The sequence below is a fragment of the Campylobacter sp. CNRCH_2013_0855 genome (assembly GCF_025773025.1).
Lineage (GTDB): Bacteria > Campylobacterota > Campylobacteria > Campylobacterales > Campylobacteraceae > Campylobacter_D > Campylobacter_D jejuni_C.
The window spans coordinates 64075-88313 of sequence record NZ_JAKMTE010000002.1; the positions used below are offsets into that span (position 1 = coordinate 64075).

The window sequence follows — 24239 nt, forward strand, 5'->3', positions numbered from 1 at the left end:
AAACTTATTTTTCAGTTTTTTTAAAAGAAAAGATAATATAATTGCGTCTAGCAATATTTTTTAAAAGGTTTATAATAATGAAAAATCTTACTTTAAGAGAAAAGCAAGATCTTGAAGCATATGTGTTTTCTAATATAGAAAGAAAAAAAATGGCTTTGAGTAGAATTTTAAAGTTGTATTATTTAAGATTTTTTAGATTAGTTTTTTAATTTATATTTTCTCATACCCTCTTTTGTAAAAGATAAGTCTTTAAAATCAGGGGATGAGATTAACTCCATACAAGTTTTATCCAAATTTTCCATTCCGCTTACTTGCATACTAGCTTGCAAATTTTCATCTAAATATAAATCAAAAATTACACAAGCTTGATTATTAACCTTGTAAAGAATTTTTCCACCTTTTTTCTCATCTAGTTCATACGCTTGCAGTTTATCATTTTTACTCATTTTCTTAATTTCGTTTGCAAAAGATTGATGTAAGGTATAATAAATCATAAAATCACGCATTATATTTTTAATATCAATAATTTCTTTTCTTAATTTTGATAAATCTTTAGTGTATAAACTTATAAATTGCGTATTTAAGTACTCATTTAGACTTTTTTCGCTTAAATTTTCACACAATGGATAAATTTTAACCACGAAAGCCTTATTTTTAGCAAGCACTATATCCGCGCAAGCTTGTTTGTTTTGTTTGTATTCTAAAAATAAAGCTTGACTTGAGCTTAAATTTAGCGTGTTTTGTTTATTGTAAGCAAAATCACTTAAATCTTCATAGATATTTGCATAAGAAAAAATTCCCGCAAAAAGCAATAATAAAATTTTCATTCAAATAAATCTTTATGATGATTTTTTAAGTGCTCTACTACTTCTAAAATCTCATCAACTCCTTCTTTTTGAGTATTTTGGCAAACCTCATCAATACAATCAATATAAACTCCAATTGCTTTTTCTAATTTTGCTCTTTTTACCCCAGCAAACAAGAGCATTGCTTCTAAAACTATACTTAACTCATATTGTAAATTTTCTATTTCTTCTTTAAAATCATGATTTGTTTTCATTATTTTCCTTTAATTCCTTACTTTTAATTAAATCAATAAATTGTGCTTTTATAAAATCATAATTAGAGCTATCTTTATACGCGGCAAACAATCCACCGCTAGCATTTTTATGCCCTCCCCCATTAACCAAGCTTTTAGCCATCAAACTCACATCGACTTTATTATTTGCTCTAAAACTTAAGGTTTTTCTTGAACTAAGATCAACAAAAAAATCAAAATCGGGATTTTGCATTAAAAAATCATTTCCAATTACAGAAGTATTGCCTATATTTGAAGTTAATAAACCTTTACTTCCTTTATAAAATACACTAAATTTTTCTTTATTTGCACTTAATCTTTCTACTACGAATTTAGAAATTAAATTGCTTAAAGTATCATCATTTTCTTTTTTAAAAAAAGATTTTTTTAAGCCATGCAAATCATCATCTAAATTAATATGAGCATTTTTTTGATGAATGTATTTTCTACAAACATCAAAAAGATAAAAAAGATATTTGATATTTTCTTGCGCAAACATTACTCTATTGATTTCTTTTGCTCCAGAAACCATACTAAGCAGTACTTTTCCAAGTTCAAAGTTCTCATCTTCACTCAACCAAATATCTACTGCATTTACCACATCTACAAATTCTGACAAAGCTTTATTTTCACCATAACATTTACTAAAAAAATCATAAACAATCTTAGTAGCACATCTTTTATCATCTAAAAAATACCAAGGATATTTTTGCATACATTCTAAGCCACTTTGATGATGATCTAAAAGTAAAAGCTTGATTTTTTTACCTTCTATAGCTTTTTGAAAATCTTCACATTGACTTAAAGTTAAATTTAAATCCGTGATTAAAATCACAAATTCTTCATTAGGATTTTGCTTTAAATCTTCCTCTATATTTTTAAAAATCACATTAAAATTTTCATTAATCTCTTTACCATAATTAGAATTATAAAAATAACAATTCTTAAAATAAAAATCTAGCACATACTGACAAGCATAACCATCTAAATCCGTATGTGAAAGATGATAAATTTTCATATTTTTCCTTTATAAATTATCAACTTTTATGATGCCTTCTGTTTCAAATTTGGTATTTTCTGCAATCTCAGCAAAACTTAAAACTGTAATATTAATACCAAAATTAGAGCAAATATCGGCTATAAATTTTCTAAGTTGTGGTTCAACACAAAGCAAGAAAGGCTTAATTCTTGTATTTGCTACACTTGCAAGTTCAGCTTTTAAAGCCTCCACTAAAGCACCAGTTTGAGCTACATTTATCATTAAATGATACGAACCATCTTTAAACTGCACATGCTCCATTAATTTTGCAGCAGCAGCTGCATCAAAAATATAAAAGCTAATTTGCCCTTTTTCATCTACATATAAATTTGTAATTGCTCTTGCTAAAGAAGCTCTTACATGCTCAATAATCATATCCAAACTCTTGCTTACTTCAGCTATATCACTAATTGATTCTAAAATCGTAAGCATATCTTTAATAGGAATATGCTCTTTAAGTAAAGCTTTTAAAACTTTTTGAATCAAACCTATACTAGCAACTCTTAAACAATCATCTACCACGATAGGATAATCATTTTTGATTTTATCCAATAAATTTTGAACCTCTTGTTTAGTTAAAAGCTCTGAAGCATTAGCTTTTATAAGCTCACTCATATGGGTTGAAATCACGCTTGCTGGATCAATTACAATATAACCATTCAGTGTTGCCTCATCTTTTAAAGATGATTCTATCCACAAAGCATCAGAATTAAAGGCAGGTTCTTTAGTAGCTATACCCTCGATAGGTTCAGTGATAAATCCACTATCCATAGCTAGATATTTATCAGGATAAATTTCAGCACTAGCTATACCCACACCTTTGAGTTTAAAAGTATATTCATTAGGCTTTAATTGTAAATTATCTCTAATTCTAATTTTTGGCATTAAAAAGCCTAAACTTTGAGCTATATTGCGTCTTGTTGATCTAATACGCTCTGTTAATTCACTTTCTGCTAACTTAATAAGTCCATAGCCTAATTCTAATTCTAAAATTTCTAATTTTAAAATATCTGTGATTTTATTTTCTTCTTCTTTTAAAATTTCTTCCTCGCTACGTTTTTGAGGTTTAGCTTGCTCTTGATCATCAGCTTCTTGGGTTTTTTTAGCTGAAATTGTATTGATTTGAATTTTACCTTCTTGTACTTGTTTTATCATATAACCAAGTCCTAAAAACACTAAAGCCATAAAGCCCAAAGAAAAATGTGGTAAACCAGGTACTAAAGCAAAAATAAATAAAACAAAGCCTACAATTAATAGTGTTTTGTATTCCCCTAAAAGCTGATTAATAGAACCTTCAGCAAAATTATCCTCATCTTTACTAGCACGCGTGATGATAATTGCAGTTGCTGTTGAAGTTATAAGTCCAGGAATTTGAGAAACAAGTCCATCACCTATCGTTAATATAGTATAAGTTGAAGCACATTCTCCAAGCTCCATATCATGCTGAAAATAACCTATCATAAACCCACCAATTAAATTTACAATAGTGATAATAATCCCAGCAACAGCATCCCCTTTTATAAATTTAGAAGAACCATCCATTGCTCCATAAAAATTTGCTTCAGCTATGATTTCTTGACGTCTTGCACGTGCAGTTTTTTCATCAATCAAACCTGCATTTAAATCCGCATCAATAGCCATTTGCTTGCCTGGCATTGCATCAAGAGTAAATCTTGCTTGAACTTCAGAAACCCTTGTACTACCTTTGGTTACAACCATAAAATTAATCAAAACCAAAATACAAAAAACAACCATACCTATAACATAATTACCACCAACAACAAATTCTCCAAAACTTGCCACTATATCACTAACAGCAGTTGGACCTTGGTGACCCTCACTCAAAATCATACGCGTTGTAGCAATATTAAGTGAAAGCCTAAAAAGTGTGATAATCAAAATCAACGTTGGAAAAGTCGTTAAATCCGTAGGCTTTGGTATATACAAAGAAATTAAAATAATTAAAACTGAAATTGCAATACTTAAAGCAAGAAAAAAGTCTAAAACTATACTTGGTAAAGGTACTATAATAATTGCTAAAATTGCAATAATTACAGCTACTATGGTTAAACTTTTTGCCTTTAAAATAGGTGCAACAAGTGGAGCAACCCAAGGCAACACTAAGCTAAAAATATCTCTTTTAGCCATTATTTTGAATAATATCCTCTAAAGTGATAGAAACTAAAAAATCATCGATTTTGTTTTGAAGTTTCACTAAAACTGGCATAATTTTGCAATTATCCTCTTTTTGAGAAGGACAAATTCCATTACTACATTCAAAGACATTAATGGATTTTTTCTCTACGCTATTAATAATTTCTTTTAAAGTGTATTCACTTGGCTTTTTAACAAGCATAAATCCACCTTTAGCACCCTTATAAGATTTCAAAAGTGCGTCTTTAGCAAGAGCTTGTAAAATTTTTGCTAAAAAGCTTTTAGGTATATCTAAGACATTTGACATGGTATCTACATCTTGTGGTTCTTGAGATTTTGCTATATGAATTAAAGATAATAAAGCATATTCGCTAGCTTTAGTAAATAACATTTGTTCCTTTCAAGTTATAAATATAATATTATTTTTGGTTATTAATAAAAATTTTTATTATATCAAAAATAAGTATCGATAAATATTAAATTTCATATTTTTTAAATTTCAGCATTCTTTTTGGTTTTTTAGTTATAATTACATCTTTTAATTTAAATACCGCTCAGGAGGTCTATTATGGCTTTAGATTCGGCTAAAAAAGCAGAAATAGTTGCAAAATTTGCTAGAAAAGAAGGAGATACAGGTTCTCCAGAAGTTCAAATCGCACTTTTAAGTGCAAGAATTTCAGATTTAACAGAACACTTAAAAATCTACAAAAAAGATTTCTCTTCTCGTTTAGGTCTTTTAAAGCTTGTTGGTCAAAGAAAAAGACTTTTATCTTATCTAAAAAGAAAAGATTATCAAGCTTACACTAAATTAATCAGCGAATTAAACCTAAGAGATAAATAAGCCTCGTGCTTATTTATCTTCTTTATATATTTTTTATTATATTTATTTACTACTATTTTAATTTAAGTTTTCAAAATTTTGATATTTTATTCACAAGAGTTTCACAATGTGATTTTAGCTTCTAAGCACCTAAAAATAGCACTTTAAGTTTTGTGAATAAAAATATTTTTCACATTTAATTTTATTGATTTTTAAAGTTTTTTCACTTTTGCTATAAAAAAACCATCCGCATAGTCATCCGGTAAAACTCTTTTGGCAAATGATAAATCAAATTCATCACTTCTTGAGTAAATAAAATCAACATTAGCTAGATTAAAATCAAGCAATTCTAATTTAAAATTTTCATTTCTTAATGCATTTTCTAAAACCGCTTCATTTTCTTCTCTTAAAAATGTACAAGTACTATACACTAATTCTCCACCATGTTTTAAAGCTAGCAATGCTGAGTGTAAAAGTTTTTTTTGTAAATTTGCAATTTGCTTAATTTCTTTTGTATTTTTTTGGATTTCAAAACCCATTTTTGCAAAAGTTGAGCAAGGCGCATCAAGTAAAATTTTATCAAATTTTAAAGGACAAGCCTTGCCTATAGTGCGTGCGTCTTTTAAGAAGCATTTTGCAATTTTAACTTGATAATTTTCCATAGTTTTTTTTAAGGTAAAAAAACGTGTTTTAGATAATTCACAACTTGCTAAATAACCCTCATTTTGCATAAAATTAGCTAAATTTAAGCTTTTTCCACCAGGAGCTGCACACATATCTAGCACATTCTCACCAGCTTTAACACCTAAAGTTTTAGCACATAAATACGAAGAATAATTTTGTATATAAAACTTGCCCTCATTAAAAGCATTCATTGAGCTTAGTTTGCTTTTAAAAATACTAGGTATTTTATAACAATATGGATCAATTTTTTCAAATTCTATATTTTCATTATTTAAAATTTCTTCTAATTCATCATTATCAATAAGTAAAGAATTTCTAAAAATATTGACATATTTTTCTTGATTAAAACTTTGAAGGATTTGTTCTTTTTGCTCTTTTGTATAAATTTCATCTAAAGCTGTATTTAAATCAAGCAAGGCCATAAAAATCCTTTAAAAATAAATATGCAGCTAAAGAATCAAGCTTACCATCTTTTTTCTTTAAATTCACCATACCAAGTTCTTGTGCATTTTTTGAACTAAAACTCTCATCAACAAAAAAAACTTCTTTGTCAAAATCAAGTAAAGATATGAAATGTTCTATTCTTTTTCGCATTTCATTCTCGCTAGATCCACCTAAAGGAACTCCTACTACTAAAGTATTTACACCATACTCTTTGATATACTTTTTTACTTCATTTGCTGCTTGATTACGGTTTTTTCTAATAATAGCTTCAAGTGGCATAGCTATACTTTTATTAACACACAAAGCAACACCAATACGCTTTAAACCTATATCTAATGCTAAAGTTTTCATAAGCAAGCTCTTATTTTTACTCCAGATATTTCTACCAAACCCTCAAGTTCATACTCATAAACTCTATCGCCAAATTTTTTTAAAACTTTTTCTAAATCATCTTCATGCTTTAAAAAACTTAACAAATCATCTTCACTTTGCTCTTGATGAAACTCTCCAAACATTTTTACAAATTCATCAAAATCATGAATTAAATTTGCTTTTTTTGTAGCTAAAAGCAAATTTGTTCCTTCGCTTTCATTTTTCCTATGAGGCAATACATATATAGGTTTATTCATACTTAAAGCAAGCCTTGCGCTTTGCATAGAACCACTTTTTAAATCAGCTTGGGCTATTATAACAACCTCGCTTAAAGCAATGATAAGTCTATTTCTTAGTAAAAAATCATAGGGTTTTGCCTTGTAATTTCCTTCATTTTCACTTAAAGCTAATGCATTTTCATAAATATTTAAAATTTCATTTGTGTTTGCTTTTGGATAAATCTCATCAAGCCCATTAGCAAATATAGCTATGGTTTGAGGATAGGCTATTTTAGCTGCTTGGATATCCACCCCCAAAGCCCCACCACTTACCACACAAACCTTAACTTTTTTTAGCAAAGTCACCAATTCAACAAGACAATTTTTAGTATAAACACTCATTTTTCTAGAACCTATAATAGCTACTTTTCTAGCATTTAAAAGCTCTAAATTACCTTTATAATAAATCTTTAAAGGCGGATTTAAAAGATTTTTAAAATCTTCAATATTCTCAATAAATTTCATTTAAATATACAAGCTCAACTGAATTTAACAAATCTTTACTTTGCACCAAAGCCTTAAAAGTCTTTTCTCTTGGGTGACCAATAGCGATAGCAAAACCTTTCTTTTTTGCCTCTTCTACTGCTTGTCTGAGTTGGTTTTTAATATATGCTATATTATCTTCATTATCCAAAAAAACATCTCTAGCTATATAAGGTTGTTCAAAACGACTTACTAAATTTTTAGCTTTAGAATTTCCTATGGTTCTTGAATCTACAAAAATAAAATCATTTTGCTTAAAAGCATTAAGTAATTTATCCATAGCCTGCATATTTGCAGTAAATAAACTTCCTGTATGGTTGTTAATAAATTTTACTTTTGGAAATTGTTCTTTTACAAAAGCTACGCGCTTGCTTATTTTTTCCATATCATCACTAGGATGTAAAGTATTTAATTCTGCCTTATCATATTTTATAGCTGCAAGAGGTAAATGCACCATAAAAAAGTCAAAATCCTTTGCAAACTCAGCTGTATAAGGATGGCGTTTATCAGGTGGAAAAAAAGATGGGATTAATTTTAAATTTGTTTTTTTAAGCATATCTACATGAGTGTGACTTGCCATATCATCTATAATAATTGCTAGACGAGGTTTGGTATTTTTTTGCACTAGGATTTGAGTTTTATTATCCTCGTTTTTATCTGTTATATTTTGCTCCTTATTTTTTAATTCTTTGCTTGCATTTTTCTCTATTACTTCTAAAATTAAAGTTTGATTATCCTCTTTAGTTTGATTTAACTCTATATTTGCAGGGCTTAAGTTTAAAATTTCACTAATATTTTTATCTAAAAATTCTAATTTTTCATTTTCTAAAGTTAAATTTATATCATTAAAACTAAAATTATTTTCTTGCTCTATTGTAGGTGACAATGGTTCTTTTTCAGCTATGGTTTGATTGAAATCTAAAACTTTATTTTCTTCTTTTTTTAAAAACAAAGCTCCAAATGCAAAAAGAAAAATTCCAAATATAACAAGACAAAGTGCTAAAAGCACTTTGTATTTTTTATTTATAGTTTTCAAATTAGTTTTTATCTTTATCAACTAATTTTTTAGCACCAATCCAAGGCATCATAGCGCGAAGTTCGCGTCCTGTTTTTTCTATCAAAGAATCATTCATTAATTTACGCTCTGCGTGCATTCTTGCAAAATTTGCTCTTCTTTCTAAGATAAAATCTTTAGCAAAACTTCCATTTTGTATATCTTTTAAAACACCTTTCATAGCCTCTTTAGTTTCTTTGGTAATAATCTTAGGCCCTGTGATATAATCTCCATATTCAGCAGTATTAGAAACAGAATATCTCATATCAGCAATACCACCTTGATAAATCAAATCTACAATTAATTTCATTTCATGCAAACACTCAAAATACGCCATTTCAGGTTCATACCCTGCTTCAACTAAGGTTTCAAAACCAGCTTGGATTAAAGCACTAAGTCCTCCGCAAAGCACTGCTTGTTCACCAAATAAATCTGTTTCAGTTTCAGCTTTAAAAGTCGTTTCTATAATACCTGTTCTACCACCACCTAAAGCACTAGCATAACTTAAAGCTAAATTTTTAGCATTTTTACTTTCATCTTGGTGGATAGCAATTAAACAAGGAGTACCCCCACCTATACTAAATTCATGCCTTACAGTATGACCTGGAGCTTTAGGAGCTATCATAATCACATCTATACCTTTTGGAGCAACAATTTGTCCATAGTGGATATTAAATCCATGTGCAAATGCAAGAGTTTTACCTGCTTTTAATTCAGGTTTAATTTCTTCATTAAAAATTTCACTTTGAATTTCATCAGGAGCTAAAATCATAATCAAATCTGCTTCTTTAGTAGCTTCTTTTACGCTTTTTACTATAAAATTTGCTTTTTGGGCTTTTGCCCAACTTTGCCCACCCTCTTTTAAGCCTATGATAACATTTACACCAGTATCTCTTAAATTCATAGCGTGAGCATGACCTTGAGAGCCAAAACCTATAATAGCTACTTTTTTTGATTTTATTAAATTAATATCACAATCTTTATCATAATAAATTGATACAGCCATTATGCACTCCTAAAATTAAAATTAAAGCAAAGATTATAACTAAAAAATATAAATTTAATCCTTTTATGATAAAATTTAAGTTTTGAAAAATTACTATAAAGAGTCTTATGAAAGAATTATTTAATCAACTAAGCTATGGTCTAAATGCTGATGAAATTACCAATAAAAACAAGCAAATCATTAGAGAATTATTAACTTGTGATATTATTAAATTTTATAAAAACAAGTACTATTTAAAAGATGGCTTTACTTTTGGTAAGATTGATATTTCAGTTAATGGAACGGGATTTTTAGAAAGTTTTGATCCTGCTTTTAAGCGTGATTTGCTCATAGAAAATAAAAATTTAAAAGGAGCAAATTATGCTGATATAGTTGTAGCAAAATTACTCCCTCTTAAAAAAAAGCGTCCAAGTGCTAAAGTTATTTTAATACTTAAAAGAGCCCATGAAACTTCTTTGGTTATAACTAAAAGATACGGCGAAGCAGTCCTTGGAGTAAATATTCAAACAGGACTTACATGTGCCTTAAAAGCCTCTCAAAAATCCTTAAAAGCTCTGCCTTTAGGAACTATTTTAAAAGTAGAAAATCATGATAATAATATCACTGAAGTGATAGGGCATATTGATGATGATTTTATAGATGAAAAAATTTCCTTAGCACTTTTTAATAAAAATGCAGTTTTTGATAATTTATGTGAAAATGAAGCAAGAGCCTATGGAAATAAAGTTGATGCGAGTATGTATCCATCAAGAAAAGATCTTAGAAATTTAAATTTTTGCACCATTGATCCAATTGATGCAAAAGATTTTGATGATGCAATTTATTATGATAAAAACGAGCATGCTATTTATGTAGCCATAGCTGATGTAAGCGCTTATGTGCATGCTTATAGTGCTATTGATAAAGAAGCAAGATCAAGGGGTTTTTCGATTTATTTTCCTCATATTGCCATACCTATGCTACCAAGAGCTTTGAGTGAAAATATTTGCTCACTAAAACCTAACGAAGATAGATTAGCATTTTGTTTTAAAATAAGTTTAGATCAAAACAATGAAGTGATTAAAGAAGAGCTTTTTGAGGCTATTATCAACTCAAAACGCCGTTTTAATTACGATGAAGTTGATGAGTATTTACAAACGCAAGAAGATTTAGGCGCAATCAATTGGCTTTATGAAGTTTTTAAAATCACTCAAAATTTACGCAAAAAACGATTAAAAAATGCTTGTGAGTTTAAAACCCAAGAGCTAAGAATGACTTTAGATGAAAATAATAAACTCATAAAAACACGCCTTGAAAATGACACGGCCTCGCATAATTTAATCGAAGATTGCATGCTTTTAGCCAATAAAGCTGCAGCAAAAATCATTGATATAGGAGTTTTTAGAAATCATTTAAGTCCTGATTATAAAAAAATAGATCAATTGCTAGCTGATCTTTCAACACTTAGCATAGATATTAATCCTAAAAATAATGTCATAGAATTATTTAAAGACATTCAAGTCTTAGCAAATGAGCTAAATATAAGAGAAGAAGTAGATAAACTCATCATCAAAGCACAAAAAAAGGCAGAATATTCTAGTGAAAATGCGGGACATTTTGGCTTAGGTTTTGATAAATATACCCATTTTACAAGCCCTATTAGAAGGTATTCTGATCTTATTTTACACAGACTTTTAAAAGCTAAAATCAACAATGATGTAAAAATGTTTAATTATTTGCTTTTAAATATACAAAGTACTTGCGAGGAATTAAGCTTACTAGAAAGAGAAGCAGATAAGGTTGCTTGGTATTTTATGGATAGAAAATTTGCAAGATGGGCAAAAGAAAATATAAGGAAAAAATTTAAAGCTTTGGTGGTAGAAAATCAAAGTTCATTGCAAGTAAAATTAAATGATGAAATTAAAGGAGCTTTGATTACCATCATAGGCTCAAGGGCAAATTTATTAGAAAATGTGGAAGTAGAAATCACTGAAGTAGATATTGTTAGTGCTAAAATTTTTGGTAAAATCACTAAACATTTTAGTTTAGAAAGAAACCAAAATGTATAAAAATCAACTCCAAAGCTTACTTAATAGCAATAATTTTCCTAATTATTTCTTACTTTATGGAGCAGATAATTTCCAAATAGAGCTTTATACTAAATTTATTAAAGACAAATACTCTTTTGATGAGAGTTTAAGATTTTATTTTGAAGAATATGATTTTAAGCAAGCCTATGATTATTTATCTAGCGCTTCCTTATTTAGCGAAAGAAAACTATTAGAAATCAAAACTCAAAAGAAAATCCCAAGTAAAGAACTCAAGCAACTTTTACAGCTTTGTCAAAATTCACAAGATAATTATTTTTTACTTGAAATTTATGATGAAAGCTCTAAACAAAGTGAAGCGGAGAAAATTTTTGCTAATAATTTTTGTAGATTTTATAAAGTAAATTCAGCTAAGGAGGGTATGGAATTACTAGCTTTAAAAGCTAAAGAGTTAAATATCAATATTACTCAAAATGCCCTTTATGCTCTTTTTTATAATTTTAATGAAAATTTATATTTAGCAGCTAATGAGTTAAATAAATTTAGTGGTTTAAATATCGATGAAAAAATCATTCAAGAGCATTGTTATAGTTTAAGCACTATTAGCTTTGAAAATTTTTTTGACAAACTAATGCAAAAAAAAGATTTAAGAAATGAACTTGAAAATATTTTAGAAAATTACAATGAAATAGCATTGATTAATGCCTTATATGCAAATTTTTATAGACTTTTTAAAATAGCTTTACATATTAAAATTTATGGAAATTTAGACTTAAAGGAAATTTTAGGCTATGCCCCGCCTATTTCTGTGGCACAAAATCTTCAAAAACAAGCTCTTATGATCAAAATATCACAATATAAAAATATCTTTTTAATACTTTGTAATTGCGAATACGAATTAAAAAAGAATTCTAAAATAGAAAAAAAAGAGTTTTTAATCGCAACACTTTTGCAACTTAGCTCCATGTTAAAAAGTTAAATTAAGAAAACTTATGGTAGAATAAAATTCGCATTTTATGCGAAATCCTTGCCTAAAAATTTAGGCTTTATATCCACAAGGAGAAATTAAATGAGACATTATGAAGTTTTATTCATATTAAAACCAACACTTACAGAAGAAGAAGTAAGTGCTAAGTTGGAATTCGTAAAAGAAGTCCTTACAAAAAATGGCGCAGAAATTGAAAGCGTAGTTCCAATGGGAACAAGAAAACTTGCGTACAAAATTAAAAAATACGAAAGAGGAACTTATTTTGTAATTTATTTCAAGGCTCCTACAAATTTAATTGCAGAGCTTGAAAGGGTATTAAGAATCACTGAAGAAGTAATTAGATTTTTAATCGTAAAATATGAAAATAAAAAAGAAATTGCAGCTTGGGAAAAACTAAGCAAAGGTATCAAACAAAATAAAAAAGAAATCAAAGCTAGTGAAAGTACAGAAGGCTAATTAATGTTTAATAAAGTCGTTTTAGTAGGTAATCTTACAAGGGATATAGAAATGCGCTATGCTCCATCAGGTAGTGCAATAGGCTCTTCTGCTATAGCTGTAACAAGAAGATTTAGTACAAATACAGGAGAAAAAAGAGAAGAAACCTGCTTTATCGACATTAGTTTTTTTGGTAGAACAGCAGAGATTGCTAATCAATATCTTAACAAAGGTAGTAAAGTTTTAATTGAAGGTCGTTTAAGATTTGAGCAGTGGAGTGATCAAAATGGACAAAATAGATCAAAACACAGTATTCAAGTTGAAAATTTAGAAATGTTAGGTTCAACTGTGCAAAATAGTCAGCAAAACAATTTTGACAATCAAAATTATGGCTATAATCAGAATTTTAATCAACAACAAAGCTTTGATCCTTATGCTCAAGTACAAACTAGAACAAACCCATCAAATACTTATCAAAATCCTCAAAAAGAAGCTCCTATGAAGGAAATTGATATTGATAAATATGATGATGACACAGAATTACCATTTTAAAGGAAAAAATCATGGCAGAAAAAAGAAAATATTCACGTAAATATTGCAAATACACTGAAGCTAAAGTTGATTTCATCGATTATAAAGATACAGCATTGTTAAAACATGCTTTATCAGAAAGATTTAAAATCATGCCACGCCGTTTAACAGGCACTAGCAAAAAACACCAAGAAATGGTTGAAGTTGCTATTAAACGCGCAAGACATGTAGCGCTGATCCCTTATATCGTAGATAGAAAAGAAGTTGTTACTAATCCTTTTGAAGGATTATAATTAAATCAATCCCAAGCTTTTTAGCTTGGGAAAATAAAAGGTTGTTTTATGTTTTCAGATATAGAATCTGAAATTTATGTTATTTTGCTTGCTTCTGTTGCTATTATAGCAGTTTTAAATCCTTTTGGAAATCTTCCTCAATTTCTCGCAATGACTGAGGGCTTAGATGCTGATACAAGAAAAAAACTTTTTAGAAATATCATTTATACTGCATTTTGTATTGTTTTAGTTTTTTTACTTTCTGGACCGTTTATCATGAAATATTTATTTAAAATAGATATTAATGATTTAAGAGTTGCAGGTGGTTTGATTTTAATCATTATGAGCACTAAAAACTTACTTTTTACTCCATCAAGTTCTCAATTTCAACACTATCAAGGATTAAGCCATAAAGAATTATTAAAAAAAAGTATAGTGCCAATGGCATTTCCTATGCTAGTAGGTCCTGGAACACTTTCTACTATAGTGGTTATTTCAGAAGATCAAAATTTAGCCATAGCTGTAGCTTCTGTATTACTTACCTTTGCTTTTATTTTTGCCTTGTTCCACTTTTCAGCTACTATTGAAAAAGTCATAGGAAAGCTTGTGCTTTATGTTTTTTCACGCATTGCTTTAGTTTTTATTATGGCTATGGGAGTGAAAATGATAGCTATTGGGGTTCAAACTTACATCCAATCTAATTTAGGATAAATAAAAAAACTTTTTTGTAAAAACACTTCTTCATTTACTGTTTTATTATCATTTAACAAAACGCTAATATTTATTGCTACAATGCTTTTTGCATTAGCATTATTTGCTATCAATTTGTATCCTTTACACTCACCTAAAGGATAAGCATAATCAATTCGTATTTTTATATTATTATATTCAAAATTATATTCATTTAAGCATTCTTTACCCTCTAAATAGGCTTGATATAAAAAATATTTAGAAAGCTCTTTTGCATCATGGAGTAAAATCTTTCCTTGAGTATAAAGAGTTAAATCTTTCATAATTCTTGGAGAATATGAAGAAATTTTTATTATAAATATCATAACAAAAGAGATAAATATAATAAAAGATATTGTATAAACCATAGCAAAAGATTTTTTCATAAAAACATCCACTTAGATAAGCATTCATTTTGACTTTTATCGCATATTAAAACTTTTAGCGCCTTATCATCTTGTTTGAAAATAAGCTTTGAAATATTTTGAGCTAGCAAAAAAGATCGTTTGTTATGATTTAAATCATCTATTTGTATATAAATATTTTCATTTTCAAAATATACCATAATATAAGCATATAAAATAGTATAAAATCCAATAAAATTCTCATTAATAAAATATATTTTCTCTCTATCGCTAACTAGCACTTTATAAATTTTTGATTTTTTTATATCATAAAAATACATATAATCATTAGCATATATTTTTAACTTTTTTTCACTATGCATATCTTTATAATTACTTAAAATTCCTTTAGAGCTTCCATTTTCTACAAAATGCAAATTGCTTTTTGGACTAAAAAAACTTTCATTATTTTCTAAAATAACACCACTAAAATTTAACTTTTTTAACGATATATCATAAAAAATATCATCATTTGCACTCATATAACATTCAAAAGAGCTACTTGTCAATGTCACATTTAAACAAGAATGATAAAATTTTTCCATACTAAGCAAAGTTTGGTTTAAATTTAAAAATACTGTGTTGGAATTTTTAATTTTATAACTATGATTATAAAGATGTATAGCCGGATTGCTTAAGATGGTAATCAATATGCCCAAGATAACAAGGCTTAGTGCAAGCTCTAACAAGCTAAAAGCTTTTTTCATCTATAAAAGCTTCTTTGTAGGATAAATCTTTTATTTTTAAAGATTTAAGTTTAAACTCATTACTAGTGTATTCTAAAAAGTTATAAGTATTTATATGTATTTCTTTTGCTTTATATGAAGGATTTTGCATAAATAATTCTTTTTCTTCATTAAAAAGGGTTTGATTTTGCCATATAACATTTAAAGATTTATTTGCAAATACAAGATAATAAGATCCAAAAATAAAAGATAAAATTACAATACAAAAAGCAAGCTCTAGGAGACTAAAAGCTTGCTTCATTTATTTAAACTTGCATTAAAAGCTTCAAAAAAAGCACCGCGTAAAGCTCTTTTTTCCAAAGCTTCAATTCCTTTTATAGTTACTCCTGCTGGAGAACAAATTTTTTCTTTAATAATAGCAGGATGTGCATGATTAAACAAAGTGCTAAAACTTTCAAAACTTGCACGAGCAAGTTCATAACTAAGTTCATTTTTTAAACCATTTTTCACACCTGCATTTGCTAAACTTTCTGCGACCAAAGCCAAAAACGCAGGAGCACAACCACTTAAAACCATAGCCACATCAAATTCTTTTTCATTTTGTAAATTTATGGCTCTACCAAAAGTATTTAGCAAAGATAAAATTTCATCTTTATATAAATCATTTTCCATTAAATACGCGGTCGCTGAGGCTTTAAATTCAGCTGCTGTATTTGGCATAATTTTTATATAATTTTGCGCATTAATACAATGAAGTCGCTCAAAAGTAGTATTTGCTAAAACTGAAATGAGCCACTTTGCCTTACCTTTTAATTTTATAGCTACTTCTTCTAAAGCATAAGGTTTAAATGCTAAAATAACATTTTTATCTTCTATGTCAAATTCTTCATAAGATAAAACTTCTAGATTTAAGCTACTAGCTTTTTTTAAATCTCTAGCAACAACAACTACTTTATAAGTATCTTTCAAACCTTTAGCTATAGCATTTGCCATAGCACCATTTCCTAAAATATAAATTTCAGACATTATTTTGTTTGTTTAATAAAAGCTGAAATCTTTTCAGACTGAAAATAATTAGGATATTTACTTGTATCTAAAATCACTTGCACTAAAGAATTATTATCATAATTCATCACAACAGGTGCTAAAAAATTTACCGTAGATTCTTCTAATGGTTCATTAATAGCTACGATAACAAATACTCCAAAATTAGTTTGCTCATTTAAAGCTAGCAATTCTTGATAATAATCAGGCACTTCAAAATCATAATCAGGACGGATCATATAAGGATCAATCATCACAAAAGAAAAATCTTTACCATCAAGGCTTTTAAGTCTATAAAAAACCTCATCTATTTTATAAAAGTTCATATTTTTGGTATCTTCAAACCCTAAAATAGGACATTTAACCTCTAAGTTCATCTTGCCTCCTAAAATCTATTGACTAAGAAATTACAACTCATAAAGCAATTTTAGTTCCAACTTTAAAATTACACTAATTAAAAGTTTTTGAATATAATTTTAGTTTTAAAAATTAACATTTTCATAAACATAAAAACACTATAATTATAAATTATCAAAAATTTATAAGGTAACACTATGAAAAAACTTTTTATTTTTTCACTTATTATTGCGAGTTTATTTTTAGGGGCATGCAGCTCAAAAAAAGCTGAAGATTTATATAATCTAAGCTCAATGGAATGGTATCAACAAATTATAAAAGATTTGCAAGAAAAAAATCTTGAAGCAGCTGATAAACACTATACTTCAATGGCAGCTGAGCATATTGCTGATCCATTATTAGAGCAAACTTTACTTATATTAGCTCAAGCTCATATAAGCGAAGAAGAATATGAAATGGCAAATTTTTATCTTGATGAATACTTAAATAAATTTGGTGATTCAAAAAATGTAGCTTATATAAGATATTTAAAAATCAAAGCCAAATTCGACTCTTTTGCTGTGCCAAATCGCAACCAAGCACTAATGCTAAAAACAATAGAAGAAATCAATGAATACAATCAAAACTACCCTAATGTGCAATATAATGATCTAATTGACACCATGCTTACTAAATTTAATCTTGCAGTTTTTTATCTTGATACAAGTATAGCAGAGTTGTACGAGAAAAAAAATAGAGAGCAAAGCTATGAGATTTATAAGCAAAAAATAGAAAATTCCGATTTTAATAAAATCGATATGATCAAACCAGAACTTCCATGGTATAGAAAAATATTTGAAGAAGGTATAATGTAATGAAATTAGAAAATACTCAAAACTATCCAACAAAACTTCCCGTTCTTGTGGAAGATGAGCTTTTTTTATACCCTTTTATGATAACACCGATTTTTTTAAATGACATGCAAAATATCAAAGCCTTAGATACTGCTTTGCAAAATGAAAGCATGATTTTTGTAGCGCCATCAAAAATTGAAGGTGGGCGTGGTTTTGATGATATTTATGATTGCGGGGTAATAGGGACTATAATGAGAAAAGTTCCACTGCCTGATGGTAGGATTAAAATTTTATTTCAAGGTTATGCTAAAGCTAAGATTATTGAGAAGATCTCAGATGATCCTTTATTTGCTCTAGTTGATTTAATCCACCAAGAACCATTATGCAACACAAAAAAAGAGGCCATCATTGAAGTAGTAAGAGAAAAGGCTAAAGCTTTATCTACTGTGAGTCATTATTTTCCACCTGATCTTTTAAGAACCATAGAAGAAGATGTTGAGCCTAGTAGAATTTGTGATTTGATACTAAATTCTATCAAAATCAAAAAGCAACAAGCATATGAATTTTTTATTGAAACAAACTTGGAAACAAAACTTTTAAATTTAATTGATTATTTAGCTAAAGAAATTGAAGCAAATAAAATCCAAAAAGAAATCAAAAACAAAGTTCATTCTAAAATAGACAAAGTCAATAAAGAATATTTCTTAAAAGAACAACTCAAACAAATTCAAAGAGAACTTGGAAGTGATATACAAAAAGAAAGTGAAGTAGAAGAATATAATAAAAAATTAGAAAAGAAAAAAGCTTTTATGTATGAAGAAGCTTACAAAGAAATCAAAAAACAAATTCAAAAATATGAAAGAATTCATCAAGATAATTCAGAAGCATCTATGGTGCAAACTTACATAGAGACAGTTTTAGATATACCTTTTGAGCACTCTTCAAAGAAAAAACTTAATTTAAAAGATGTGTCTTCACAACTTAACAGTGATCATTATGCATTAGAAAAACCAAAAGAACGCATTGAAGAATACTTTGCCGTTAAAGAACTTTTAGAAAAACGCAAAATCAAAGATAGAGATGGTGCTAAAGTTATTTTATGTTTAGTTGGACCTCCAGGTGTTGGTAAAACTTCTTTAGCAAATTCGGTCGCAAAAGCACTAAAAAGAGAGTTGGTGCGCATAGCTTTAGGCGGTTTAGAGGATGTTAATGAATTAAGAGGACATAGAAGAACCTATATAGGAGCTATGCCAGGACGTATTATACAAGGACTTATAGAAGCTAAACAAAGCAATCCTGTTGTTGTGCTTGATGAAATTGATAAACTAAGTCGCAACCATAGAGGAGATCCAAGTGCGGTTTTACTTGAAATCTTAGATCCTGAACAAAATACTAAATTTAGGGATTATTATCTAAATTTCAACATCGATTTAAGTAAAATCATTTTCATAGCTACTGCAAATGATGCAAGCTTAATACCTGCTGCTTTAAAAGATAGAATGGAATTTATAGAGCTTAGCTCTTACACTCCTCAAGAAAAATTCCAAATAGCCAAAAACTATCTCATACCTGATGAAATAAAAAAACATGGACTCAAGGAAAAAGAAATTAGCTTTGATGATGATGCTATAGAATTAATAGTAAATGAATATACTAGAGAATCAGGTGTAAGAAATTTAAGAAGAAAGATTGCTGAAGTTTGTAGAAAATGTGTTAAAAAACTTCTTTTAGAGGAAAATACTAAACACATTCAAATCAATACTAAAAATTTAAAAGATTTTTTAAGCAAAAAAGTCTTTGAAATAGAAAAACATGAAAAAGAAAACAAAATCGGACAAGTAAATGGACTTGCATGGACTGCAGTGGGTGGAGATGTATTAAAAATAGAAACTATTAAAATCAAAGGTAAAGGCGAGCTAACTCTTACAGGAAGTTTGGGTGATGTAATGAAAGAATCAGCAAAAATTGCCCAAAGTCTTATTAAAAATTTAATTGATGAAAAGCAAATTATAGTACCTGAAAATCTTTTTTATAAAGAAAATGAGAGTGTTTACAATCAATATAATCTTCATATTCATGTTCCAGATGGCGCAACACCAAAAGATGGACCAAGTGCAGGCATAACAATTACTACAGCTATTGCTTCTATTTTTAGTGATAAAAAAGTAAGATCTGATGTTGCAATGACAGGAGAGATTGACTTAATGGGTAATGTTTTACCAATAGGTGGCTTAAAAGAAAAATTAATTGCTGCTTACAAAGCTGATATTAAAACGACCATAATCCCACATAAAAATTACGAAAGAGACTTAAAAGATATCCCAGAGGAAGTAATAGAAAATATGAAAATAATTGGGGTAAAAACTTTAAATGAAGTATTAAAAATAGCTCTTGTGTAAAAAAACTAGAAGCTTATTAAGCTTCTAGTTTATCCATAATCAACTTGCTGTCTTTTTCTAACTCTCTTATATCACTAATAATTGAATCATAATCTTCTTTTGTTATATTTTCTTTTTTAGCTACTTCTATGGCTTTATTTGCAGAATGTTGTATTTTTTCACTTTTAGAGTCCATTTCGCTTTGAGAAATTAAAGGACAGAAAATACTTTTAGCATCTTCATCTTTACATAAAGTAGAAATAGGATCTAAATTTTGAAGTTTCTCTTGTGAACCGTTAAGTGTTAAATATACATCTGATTTATATAAAATATGATCTATTTTCATAGCTGATAAAGTCAAATCAGAAGCAAAACTAACAAATTCTTTTCCTAAATGGGAACTTTTATCCTCTAATTCCCTAAATGCTTCACTAAAATCAGCAATTTTACTATTAGAAGAATTTGCAATATCAAATACCTTTTCACTATTTTCTTGTATAGAGCTAATTTCCTGATTCATTACTTGAATTGCTAAAGTAATCTCACCTGTTGCTTTTTGAGTTTTTTCTGCAAGTTGCCTTACTTCATCCGCAACCACCGCAAAACCTCTACCATGCTCTCCTGCACGAGCAGCCTCAATAGCCGCATTTAGTGCAAGAAGATTGGTTTGATCTGCTATATCTCTAATAACTTCAACAATCGCATTAATGCTTTGAGCATTTGAAGCAAAAGTATCAACAGCGTTTTTACTTTCATCAGCTACCTGCATCATAGAGGAAATTGAATCTTGCAAGTTGCCAACCTCTAGACCATTTTTTTGAGCAGTATCTGAAATAATCTTAATATCACCAAAAACTTCTCTCATTAATTTAATAATCCCGTTTAATGCAGAAGATAAATCATTTAAATTTTTATTTTGACTATTTAAACTTAAATCCATCAATTCTCTCGATAAAGCATTTTTAAAAACAGATTTTCCTGTTTTTTCTATATCATCCAAAGCTTTATTGATAAAATTAATATTATGAACAAAAATTCCTTTTAAACCTTCAGGAATAGCCCTTCTAAAATATTCTCCTTTTTGCGAACAAGCAATAGAAGTATTAATTTCTCTCAAATAAGCTTCTAAACCATCTATAGTATTGTTAAGATTATCCGCAATTTCTTTTAGTTTTTTATTATTGCATTTAATATATACAATTCTTGAATCAAAATTACCATTTTTTAGCTCTCTACTGAGATGTAAAATTTTATCACTAAATTCCTCTTCCTTTTTTAAGATAAATAAATTGCATATAAGCAACAAAAACAAAACTAAAAAAAATCCAGAGGAAATAAATTCTGTAAAAAACAAAGAAATTCCACAGCCTAACATACTTAAAATAATACCGATAAACATAATATTTTTCATAAAAATCCTTTTTAGTTATTTTTGAATTTCCATCATTAGTTCATTATAAGTCATTCCATAAGATTTCACTATTGTTTCCAACTCTTCAATCCCGGATTTAACACCATTATCCTTTTCTTTCACTAAAAGTATCTTATATATTTCTTCCATTGTCTTAATGGCTTCTGTTTTAGGTTTTCTTCTTACTGAATAATAATTCAAAATACTTCCGTTTGTATCACACGAAGCAGTAACATTAGCAAATACCCAATAATAATCATTATATTTTGTTTTATTTTTTACAAAAGCAAAAACTTCTTTTTTAAGTTGAATGTTATCCCATAAATATTTAAAAACCGTTCTTGGCATATCAGGATGACGCATAATACTATGAGGTTTGTATAAGATTTCATCTATTTTATAATCAGAATATTTCAAAAAATCCTCATTTGCATAAATAATCTCACCTTTTAAATTTGTTTTTGATGTTATCAAAACATCTGATGTTAGAATTTTTTCTACAGACATAATTTGATCTCCTCAGTTTTAATCAAAAAAGAGAGTGATTATATCTTATATACAAACAACAATTTATAAATAAAATTTATAAAAATCACTTTTGAAGCTCTAAGATTAGCTGATTATAACTCATACCATAAGAGCTAACTATTTTAACAAGCTCATCAACTCCAGCTTTTATACCGCCCTTTTCCTCAGCCTCTAAAAGAATTTTATACACTTGCTCTATTGTCGGTATAGCTTCTCTTTTAGGTTTTCTTCTTACTGAATAATAATTTATAATATTTCCTTGCTCATCAAACGAAGCCGTAACATTAGTAAAAACCCAATAATAATCATTTTGTTTGGTTTTATTTTTTACAAAAGCAAAAATTTCTCTCCCATCTTGTATATAATCCCACAAACACTTAAAAACAGTTCTTGGCATATCAGGATGACGCACAATATTATGAGGTTTATATAAGATTTCTTCCATTTTATAACCTGCATATTTCAAAAAATCATCATTAGCGTAAATAATATCCCCTTTTAAATCTGTTTTAGAGGTTATTAAAGTATCTGGCTCTAAAATTTTTTCTTGCGACATTTTTTTTCCTATTATTTATTTACAAAATATTATATTTTATTTATCATAAAATTTCATTGAAATTAAATCCTTTATCATAAAGTATTTTTCTAACTAAATCTTGATGTTCCTTTCCTTTAGTTTCTAAGGTAATTGAAATCATCGCATCGCCATATTCAAGCTTGGTTGAAAATCTATCATAGTCAATTTTAACTATATTAGCTTGAGCCTCTTTAATCGCATCACTTAAAGCACTTAAAGCACCTGGTTTATCAATCAAAGTAACGTTGATAAGCATTTTTCTAAATGCCTTAAACAAACCTTTTTCTATAATGATATTTAACATTTGCACATCAATATTTCCACCACTTAAAATCACACCGATTTTTTTATGATTTTTTAAATCTATTTTTTTATGCAAAAGTGCAGCAACTGCTGATGCTCCAGCACCTTCAACTGTGATTTTATGTTTTTCAAGTAAATACAATACTGCATTAGCTATTTCTTCATCATCAACTTGAATAAAATCATCAACACATTCAAGAATAATATCAAAATTAATTTTATTCACATCACGCACTGCTATACCATCAGCTATAGTTCTAACAGCTTTTGAATTGATTATTTTTTTACTTTTAAAACTCTCATACATCGCAGGAGCTCCCTTAGCACTCACTCCGATAACTTTTACAGCAGGATTAATTTGCTTAGCGGCACTTGCCACACCGCTAATCAAACCTCCCCCACCAACTGGAGCCAAAATCATATCTAAATCACTTATTTCATCAAGCATTTCAAGCATTAAAGTACCCTGCCCCGCTATAATACTTTCATTCTCAAAAGGATGAATGAAATTTAAATGATGTTCTTTGGCGTAATTTAGTGCATAAGCATAAGCCTCATCAAAATTATCTCCTTTTAAAATCACCTTTGCACCTAAATTTTTAGTCGCACTTACTTTTAACAAAGGCGTAGCTTCAGGCATAACAATCACAGCTTCTATACCAAATTTTTTAGCACTAATTGCTACCCCTTGTGCGTGATTTCCAGCACTTGCAGCTATTACACCTGCTTGTTTTTGTTCTTTAGTTAAATTAGCTATTGTATTATAAGCTCCTCTGATTTTATAAGCACCTGTTTTTTGTAAATTTTCACATTTTAAAAAAACATCAGTTTCCAAAAACTCACTCAAAAAAGAAGAGTGCACAAAAGGAGTTTTTAATACAAAATCTGCAATTTTTTGTTTTGCTTGATAAATTTTATTTAATTCAACCATGTTTATCCTTTTTGTAGTTCTATTTTAATGCAACGATCTTGAACGCAATTTATACCATATTTTTTACATTTTTGCATTATTTCTTCATTGATAATGCCAAGTTGCATCCAAAAATTTTTAATCTTTTTACTCAAAAGATCTTCAAAAATTTCATTTGCAAAACTTGCTTTTCTAAACATTATAGCAGTATCAACTTCAAAAGGAATATCTTTTAAGTTTCTATAAACTCTTTCCTTTAAAATAAAATCTTCTTTAGGATAGATGGGATAAATTTTATAACCTAAATCTTGTAAATATTTACTTACAAAATGAGAAGGTTTATCTTGATTAGGGCTAAGTCCTATGATGGCTATATTTTTCATAGAACTTAGTATTTTATGACTATCACTCAAT

30 protein-coding genes are annotated in these 24239 nt (G+C 28.4%); 10 read left to right on the forward strand and 20 right to left on the reverse strand.

Features of this window, described 5'->3' with window-relative positions; all coding sequences use genetic code 11:
• Positions 1-77 precede the first annotated feature (77 nt).
• Entirely contained in the window at positions 78-209 is a 132-nt protein-coding gene (locus tag L8X40_RS01660) for a hypothetical protein (RefSeq protein WP_256374638.1), read from the forward strand.
• On the opposite strand, the gene L8X40_RS01665 is transcribed toward L8X40_RS01660, so the two are convergent.
• From L8X40_RS01665 to L8X40_RS01685, 5 genes are read right to left on the reverse strand one after another with little or no spacing between them, the layout of a single operon-like run.
• Positions 198-827 (reverse strand): hypothetical protein, encoded by a 630-nt coding sequence (locus L8X40_RS01665; RefSeq protein ID WP_263667174.1) that lies wholly within the window; start codon positions 825-827, stop codon positions 198-200. The two genes, L8X40_RS01660 and L8X40_RS01665, sit on opposite strands and share 12 nt — an antisense overlap.
• On the reverse strand, positions 824-1060 hold the full coding sequence (locus tag L8X40_RS01670; RefSeq protein ID WP_087700641.1) for a hypothetical protein: 237 nt from the start codon (positions 1058-1060) through the stop codon (positions 824-826). The genes L8X40_RS01665 and L8X40_RS01670 overlap by 4 nt, the downstream gene beginning before the upstream one ends.
• Positions 1044-2096, reverse strand: a complete 1053-nt coding sequence (locus tag L8X40_RS01675; RefSeq protein WP_087700640.1) for a DHH family phosphoesterase — start codon at positions 2094-2096, stop codon at positions 1044-1046. The genes L8X40_RS01670 and L8X40_RS01675 overlap by 17 nt, the downstream gene beginning before the upstream one ends.
• A gap of 9 nt (positions 2097-2105) precedes the next feature.
• Complete coding sequence (gene flhA / locus L8X40_RS01680) at positions 2106-4265, reverse strand: flagellar biosynthesis protein FlhA (RefSeq protein WP_087700639.1); 2160 nt, start codon at positions 4263-4265, stop codon at positions 2106-2108.
• Entirely contained in the window at positions 4258-4662 is a 405-nt protein-coding gene (locus L8X40_RS01685) for an Rrf2 family transcriptional regulator (RefSeq protein WP_039618504.1), read from the reverse strand. The genes flhA and L8X40_RS01685 overlap by 8 nt, the downstream gene beginning before the upstream one ends.
• Positions 4663-4839: 177 nt before the next feature.
• Between L8X40_RS01685 and rpsO the strand changes: the two genes are divergently transcribed.
• Complete coding sequence (gene rpsO / locus L8X40_RS01690; RefSeq protein WP_039618506.1) at positions 4840-5112, forward strand: 30S ribosomal protein S15; 273 nt, start codon at positions 4840-4842, stop codon at positions 5110-5112.
• Positions 5113-5303: 191 nt separating this feature from the next.
• Here the strand turns inward: rpsO and L8X40_RS01695 are convergent, their stop codons facing one another.
• From L8X40_RS01695 to ilvC, 5 genes are read right to left on the reverse strand one after another with little or no spacing between them, the layout of a single operon-like run.
• Complete coding sequence (locus tag L8X40_RS01695; protein ID WP_087700638.1) at positions 5304-6197, reverse strand: RsmB/NOP family class I SAM-dependent RNA methyltransferase; 894 nt, start codon at positions 6195-6197, stop codon at positions 5304-5306.
• Positions 6184-6570, reverse strand: a complete 387-nt coding sequence (gene ruvX, locus L8X40_RS01700; RefSeq protein ID WP_087700637.1) for a Holliday junction resolvase RuvX — start codon at positions 6568-6570, stop codon at positions 6184-6186. Before ruvX ends, L8X40_RS01695 begins: the two co-directional genes overlap by 14 nt.
• Positions 6567-7334 carry a DNA-processing protein DprA gene (locus tag L8X40_RS01705; protein ID WP_087700636.1) on the reverse strand — a complete coding sequence of 256 codons (768 nt, stop codon included), beginning with the start codon at positions 7332-7334 and terminating at the stop codon, positions 6567-6569. Before L8X40_RS01705 ends, ruvX begins: the two co-directional genes overlap by 4 nt.
• Complete coding sequence (locus L8X40_RS01710; protein WP_087700657.1) at positions 7321-8379, reverse strand: divergent polysaccharide deacetylase family protein; 1059 nt, start codon at positions 8377-8379, stop codon at positions 7321-7323. The genes L8X40_RS01705 and L8X40_RS01710 overlap by 14 nt, the downstream gene beginning before the upstream one ends.
• Before the next feature lie 10 nt (positions 8380-8389).
• Positions 8390-9412 carry a ketol-acid reductoisomerase gene (gene ilvC / locus L8X40_RS01715; RefSeq protein WP_214136025.1) on the reverse strand — a complete coding sequence of 341 codons (1023 nt, stop codon included), beginning with the start codon at positions 9410-9412 and terminating at the stop codon, positions 8390-8392.
• A gap of 107 nt (positions 9413-9519) precedes the next feature.
• Here ilvC and L8X40_RS01720 point away from each other — a divergent pair, with 107 nt between their 5' ends.
• The 6 genes from L8X40_RS01720 to L8X40_RS01745 all read left to right on the forward strand — a co-directional run bounded on the left by L8X40_RS01720 (position 9520) and on the right by L8X40_RS01745 (position 14376).
• On the forward strand, positions 9520-11460 hold the full coding sequence (locus L8X40_RS01720; protein WP_087700634.1) for an RNB domain-containing ribonuclease: 1941 nt from the start codon (positions 9520-9522) through the stop codon (positions 11458-11460).
• Positions 11453-12418, forward strand: coding sequence for a DNA polymerase III subunit delta (gene holA, locus L8X40_RS01725; RefSeq protein WP_087700633.1), 966 nt, complete (start codon positions 11453-11455; stop codon positions 12416-12418). Before L8X40_RS01720 ends, holA begins: the two co-directional genes overlap by 8 nt.
• A gap of 90 nt (positions 12419-12508) precedes the next feature.
• Positions 12509-12883: a 30S ribosomal protein S6 gene (rpsF, locus tag L8X40_RS01730; RefSeq protein ID WP_012661658.1), complete on the forward strand. Its 375-nt coding sequence runs from the start codon at positions 12509-12511 to the stop codon at positions 12881-12883.
• A 3-nt stretch (positions 12884-12886) separates the two neighbouring features.
• On the forward strand, positions 12887-13414 hold the full coding sequence (locus L8X40_RS01735; RefSeq protein WP_214136026.1) for a single-stranded DNA-binding protein: 528 nt from the start codon (positions 12887-12889) through the stop codon (positions 13412-13414).
• A gap of 11 nt (positions 13415-13425) precedes the next feature.
• Positions 13426-13686, forward strand: coding sequence for a 30S ribosomal protein S18 (rpsR, locus tag L8X40_RS01740; protein WP_039618521.1), 261 nt, complete (start codon positions 13426-13428; stop codon positions 13684-13686).
• A 48-nt stretch (positions 13687-13734) separates the two neighbouring features.
• Positions 13735-14376 (forward strand): MarC family protein, encoded by a 642-nt coding sequence (locus L8X40_RS01745; RefSeq protein WP_087700631.1) that lies wholly within the window; start codon positions 13735-13737, stop codon positions 14374-14376.
• On the opposite strand, the gene L8X40_RS01750 is transcribed toward L8X40_RS01745, so the two are convergent.
• From L8X40_RS01750 to fliW, 5 genes are read right to left on the reverse strand one after another with little or no spacing between them, the layout of a single operon-like run.
• Positions 14352-14780: a hypothetical protein gene (locus tag L8X40_RS01750; RefSeq protein ID WP_263667175.1), complete on the reverse strand. Its 429-nt coding sequence runs from the start codon at positions 14778-14780 to the stop codon at positions 14352-14354. The genes L8X40_RS01745 and L8X40_RS01750 overlap by 25 nt on opposite strands.
• Positions 14777-15505 carry a type II secretion system protein gene (locus tag L8X40_RS01755; protein ID WP_261544804.1) on the reverse strand — a complete coding sequence of 243 codons (729 nt, stop codon included), beginning with the start codon at positions 15503-15505 and terminating at the stop codon, positions 14777-14779. The genes L8X40_RS01750 and L8X40_RS01755 overlap by 4 nt, the downstream gene beginning before the upstream one ends.
• The gene (locus L8X40_RS01760) at positions 15489-15785 is read right to left on the reverse strand and encodes a hypothetical protein (RefSeq protein ID WP_087700628.1); all 297 of its coding nucleotides are present in this window, start codon (positions 15783-15785) and stop codon (positions 15489-15491) included. The genes L8X40_RS01755 and L8X40_RS01760 overlap by 17 nt, the downstream gene beginning before the upstream one ends.
• Positions 15782-16510, reverse strand: a complete 729-nt coding sequence (locus L8X40_RS01765; protein WP_263667176.1) for a pyrroline-5-carboxylate reductase — start codon at positions 16508-16510, stop codon at positions 15782-15784. The genes L8X40_RS01760 and L8X40_RS01765 overlap by 4 nt, the downstream gene beginning before the upstream one ends.
• On the reverse strand, positions 16510-16905 hold the full coding sequence (gene fliW / locus L8X40_RS01770) for a flagellar assembly protein FliW (protein ID WP_012661666.1): 396 nt from the start codon (positions 16903-16905) through the stop codon (positions 16510-16512). Before fliW ends, L8X40_RS01765 begins: the two co-directional genes overlap by 1 nt.
• Positions 16906-17082: 177 nt before the next feature.
• On the opposite strand from fliW, the gene L8X40_RS01775 reads away from it, so the two are divergent.
• Positions 17083-17739 carry an outer membrane protein assembly factor BamD gene (locus L8X40_RS01775; RefSeq protein ID WP_214125471.1) on the forward strand — a complete coding sequence of 219 codons (657 nt, stop codon included), beginning with the start codon at positions 17083-17085 and terminating at the stop codon, positions 17737-17739.
• Positions 17739-20117, forward strand: a complete 2379-nt coding sequence (lon, locus tag L8X40_RS01780) for an endopeptidase La (RefSeq protein ID WP_263667177.1) — start codon at positions 17739-17741, stop codon at positions 20115-20117. Before L8X40_RS01775 ends, lon begins: the two co-directional genes overlap by 1 nt.
• 16 nt (positions 20118-20133) lie before the next feature.
• Here the strand turns inward: lon and L8X40_RS01785 are convergent, their stop codons facing one another.
• The 5 genes from L8X40_RS01785 to L8X40_RS01805 all read right to left on the reverse strand — a co-directional run bounded on the left by L8X40_RS01785 (position 20134) and on the right by L8X40_RS01805 (position 24208).
• On the reverse strand, positions 20134-21507 hold the full coding sequence (locus L8X40_RS01785) for a methyl-accepting chemotaxis protein (protein ID WP_263667178.1): 1374 nt from the start codon (positions 21505-21507) through the stop codon (positions 20134-20136).
• A gap of 15 nt (positions 21508-21522) precedes the next feature.
• Entirely contained in the window at positions 21523-22014 is a 492-nt protein-coding gene (locus L8X40_RS01790; protein ID WP_214125470.1) for a PAS domain-containing protein, read from the reverse strand.
• Positions 22015-22099: 85 nt separating this feature from the next.
• Positions 22100-22591: a PAS domain-containing protein gene (locus L8X40_RS01795; protein ID WP_087700622.1), complete on the reverse strand. Its 492-nt coding sequence runs from the start codon at positions 22589-22591 to the stop codon at positions 22100-22102.
• A gap of 43 nt (positions 22592-22634) precedes the next feature.
• Positions 22635-23846, reverse strand: coding sequence for a threonine ammonia-lyase (ilvA, locus tag L8X40_RS01800; protein ID WP_087700621.1), 1212 nt, complete (start codon positions 23844-23846; stop codon positions 22635-22637).
• A 2-nt stretch (positions 23847-23848) separates the two neighbouring features.
• Positions 23849-24208, reverse strand: coding sequence for a CoA-binding protein (locus L8X40_RS01805; RefSeq protein WP_192866647.1), 360 nt, complete (start codon positions 24206-24208; stop codon positions 23849-23851).
• Positions 24209-24239 lie beyond the last annotated feature (31 nt).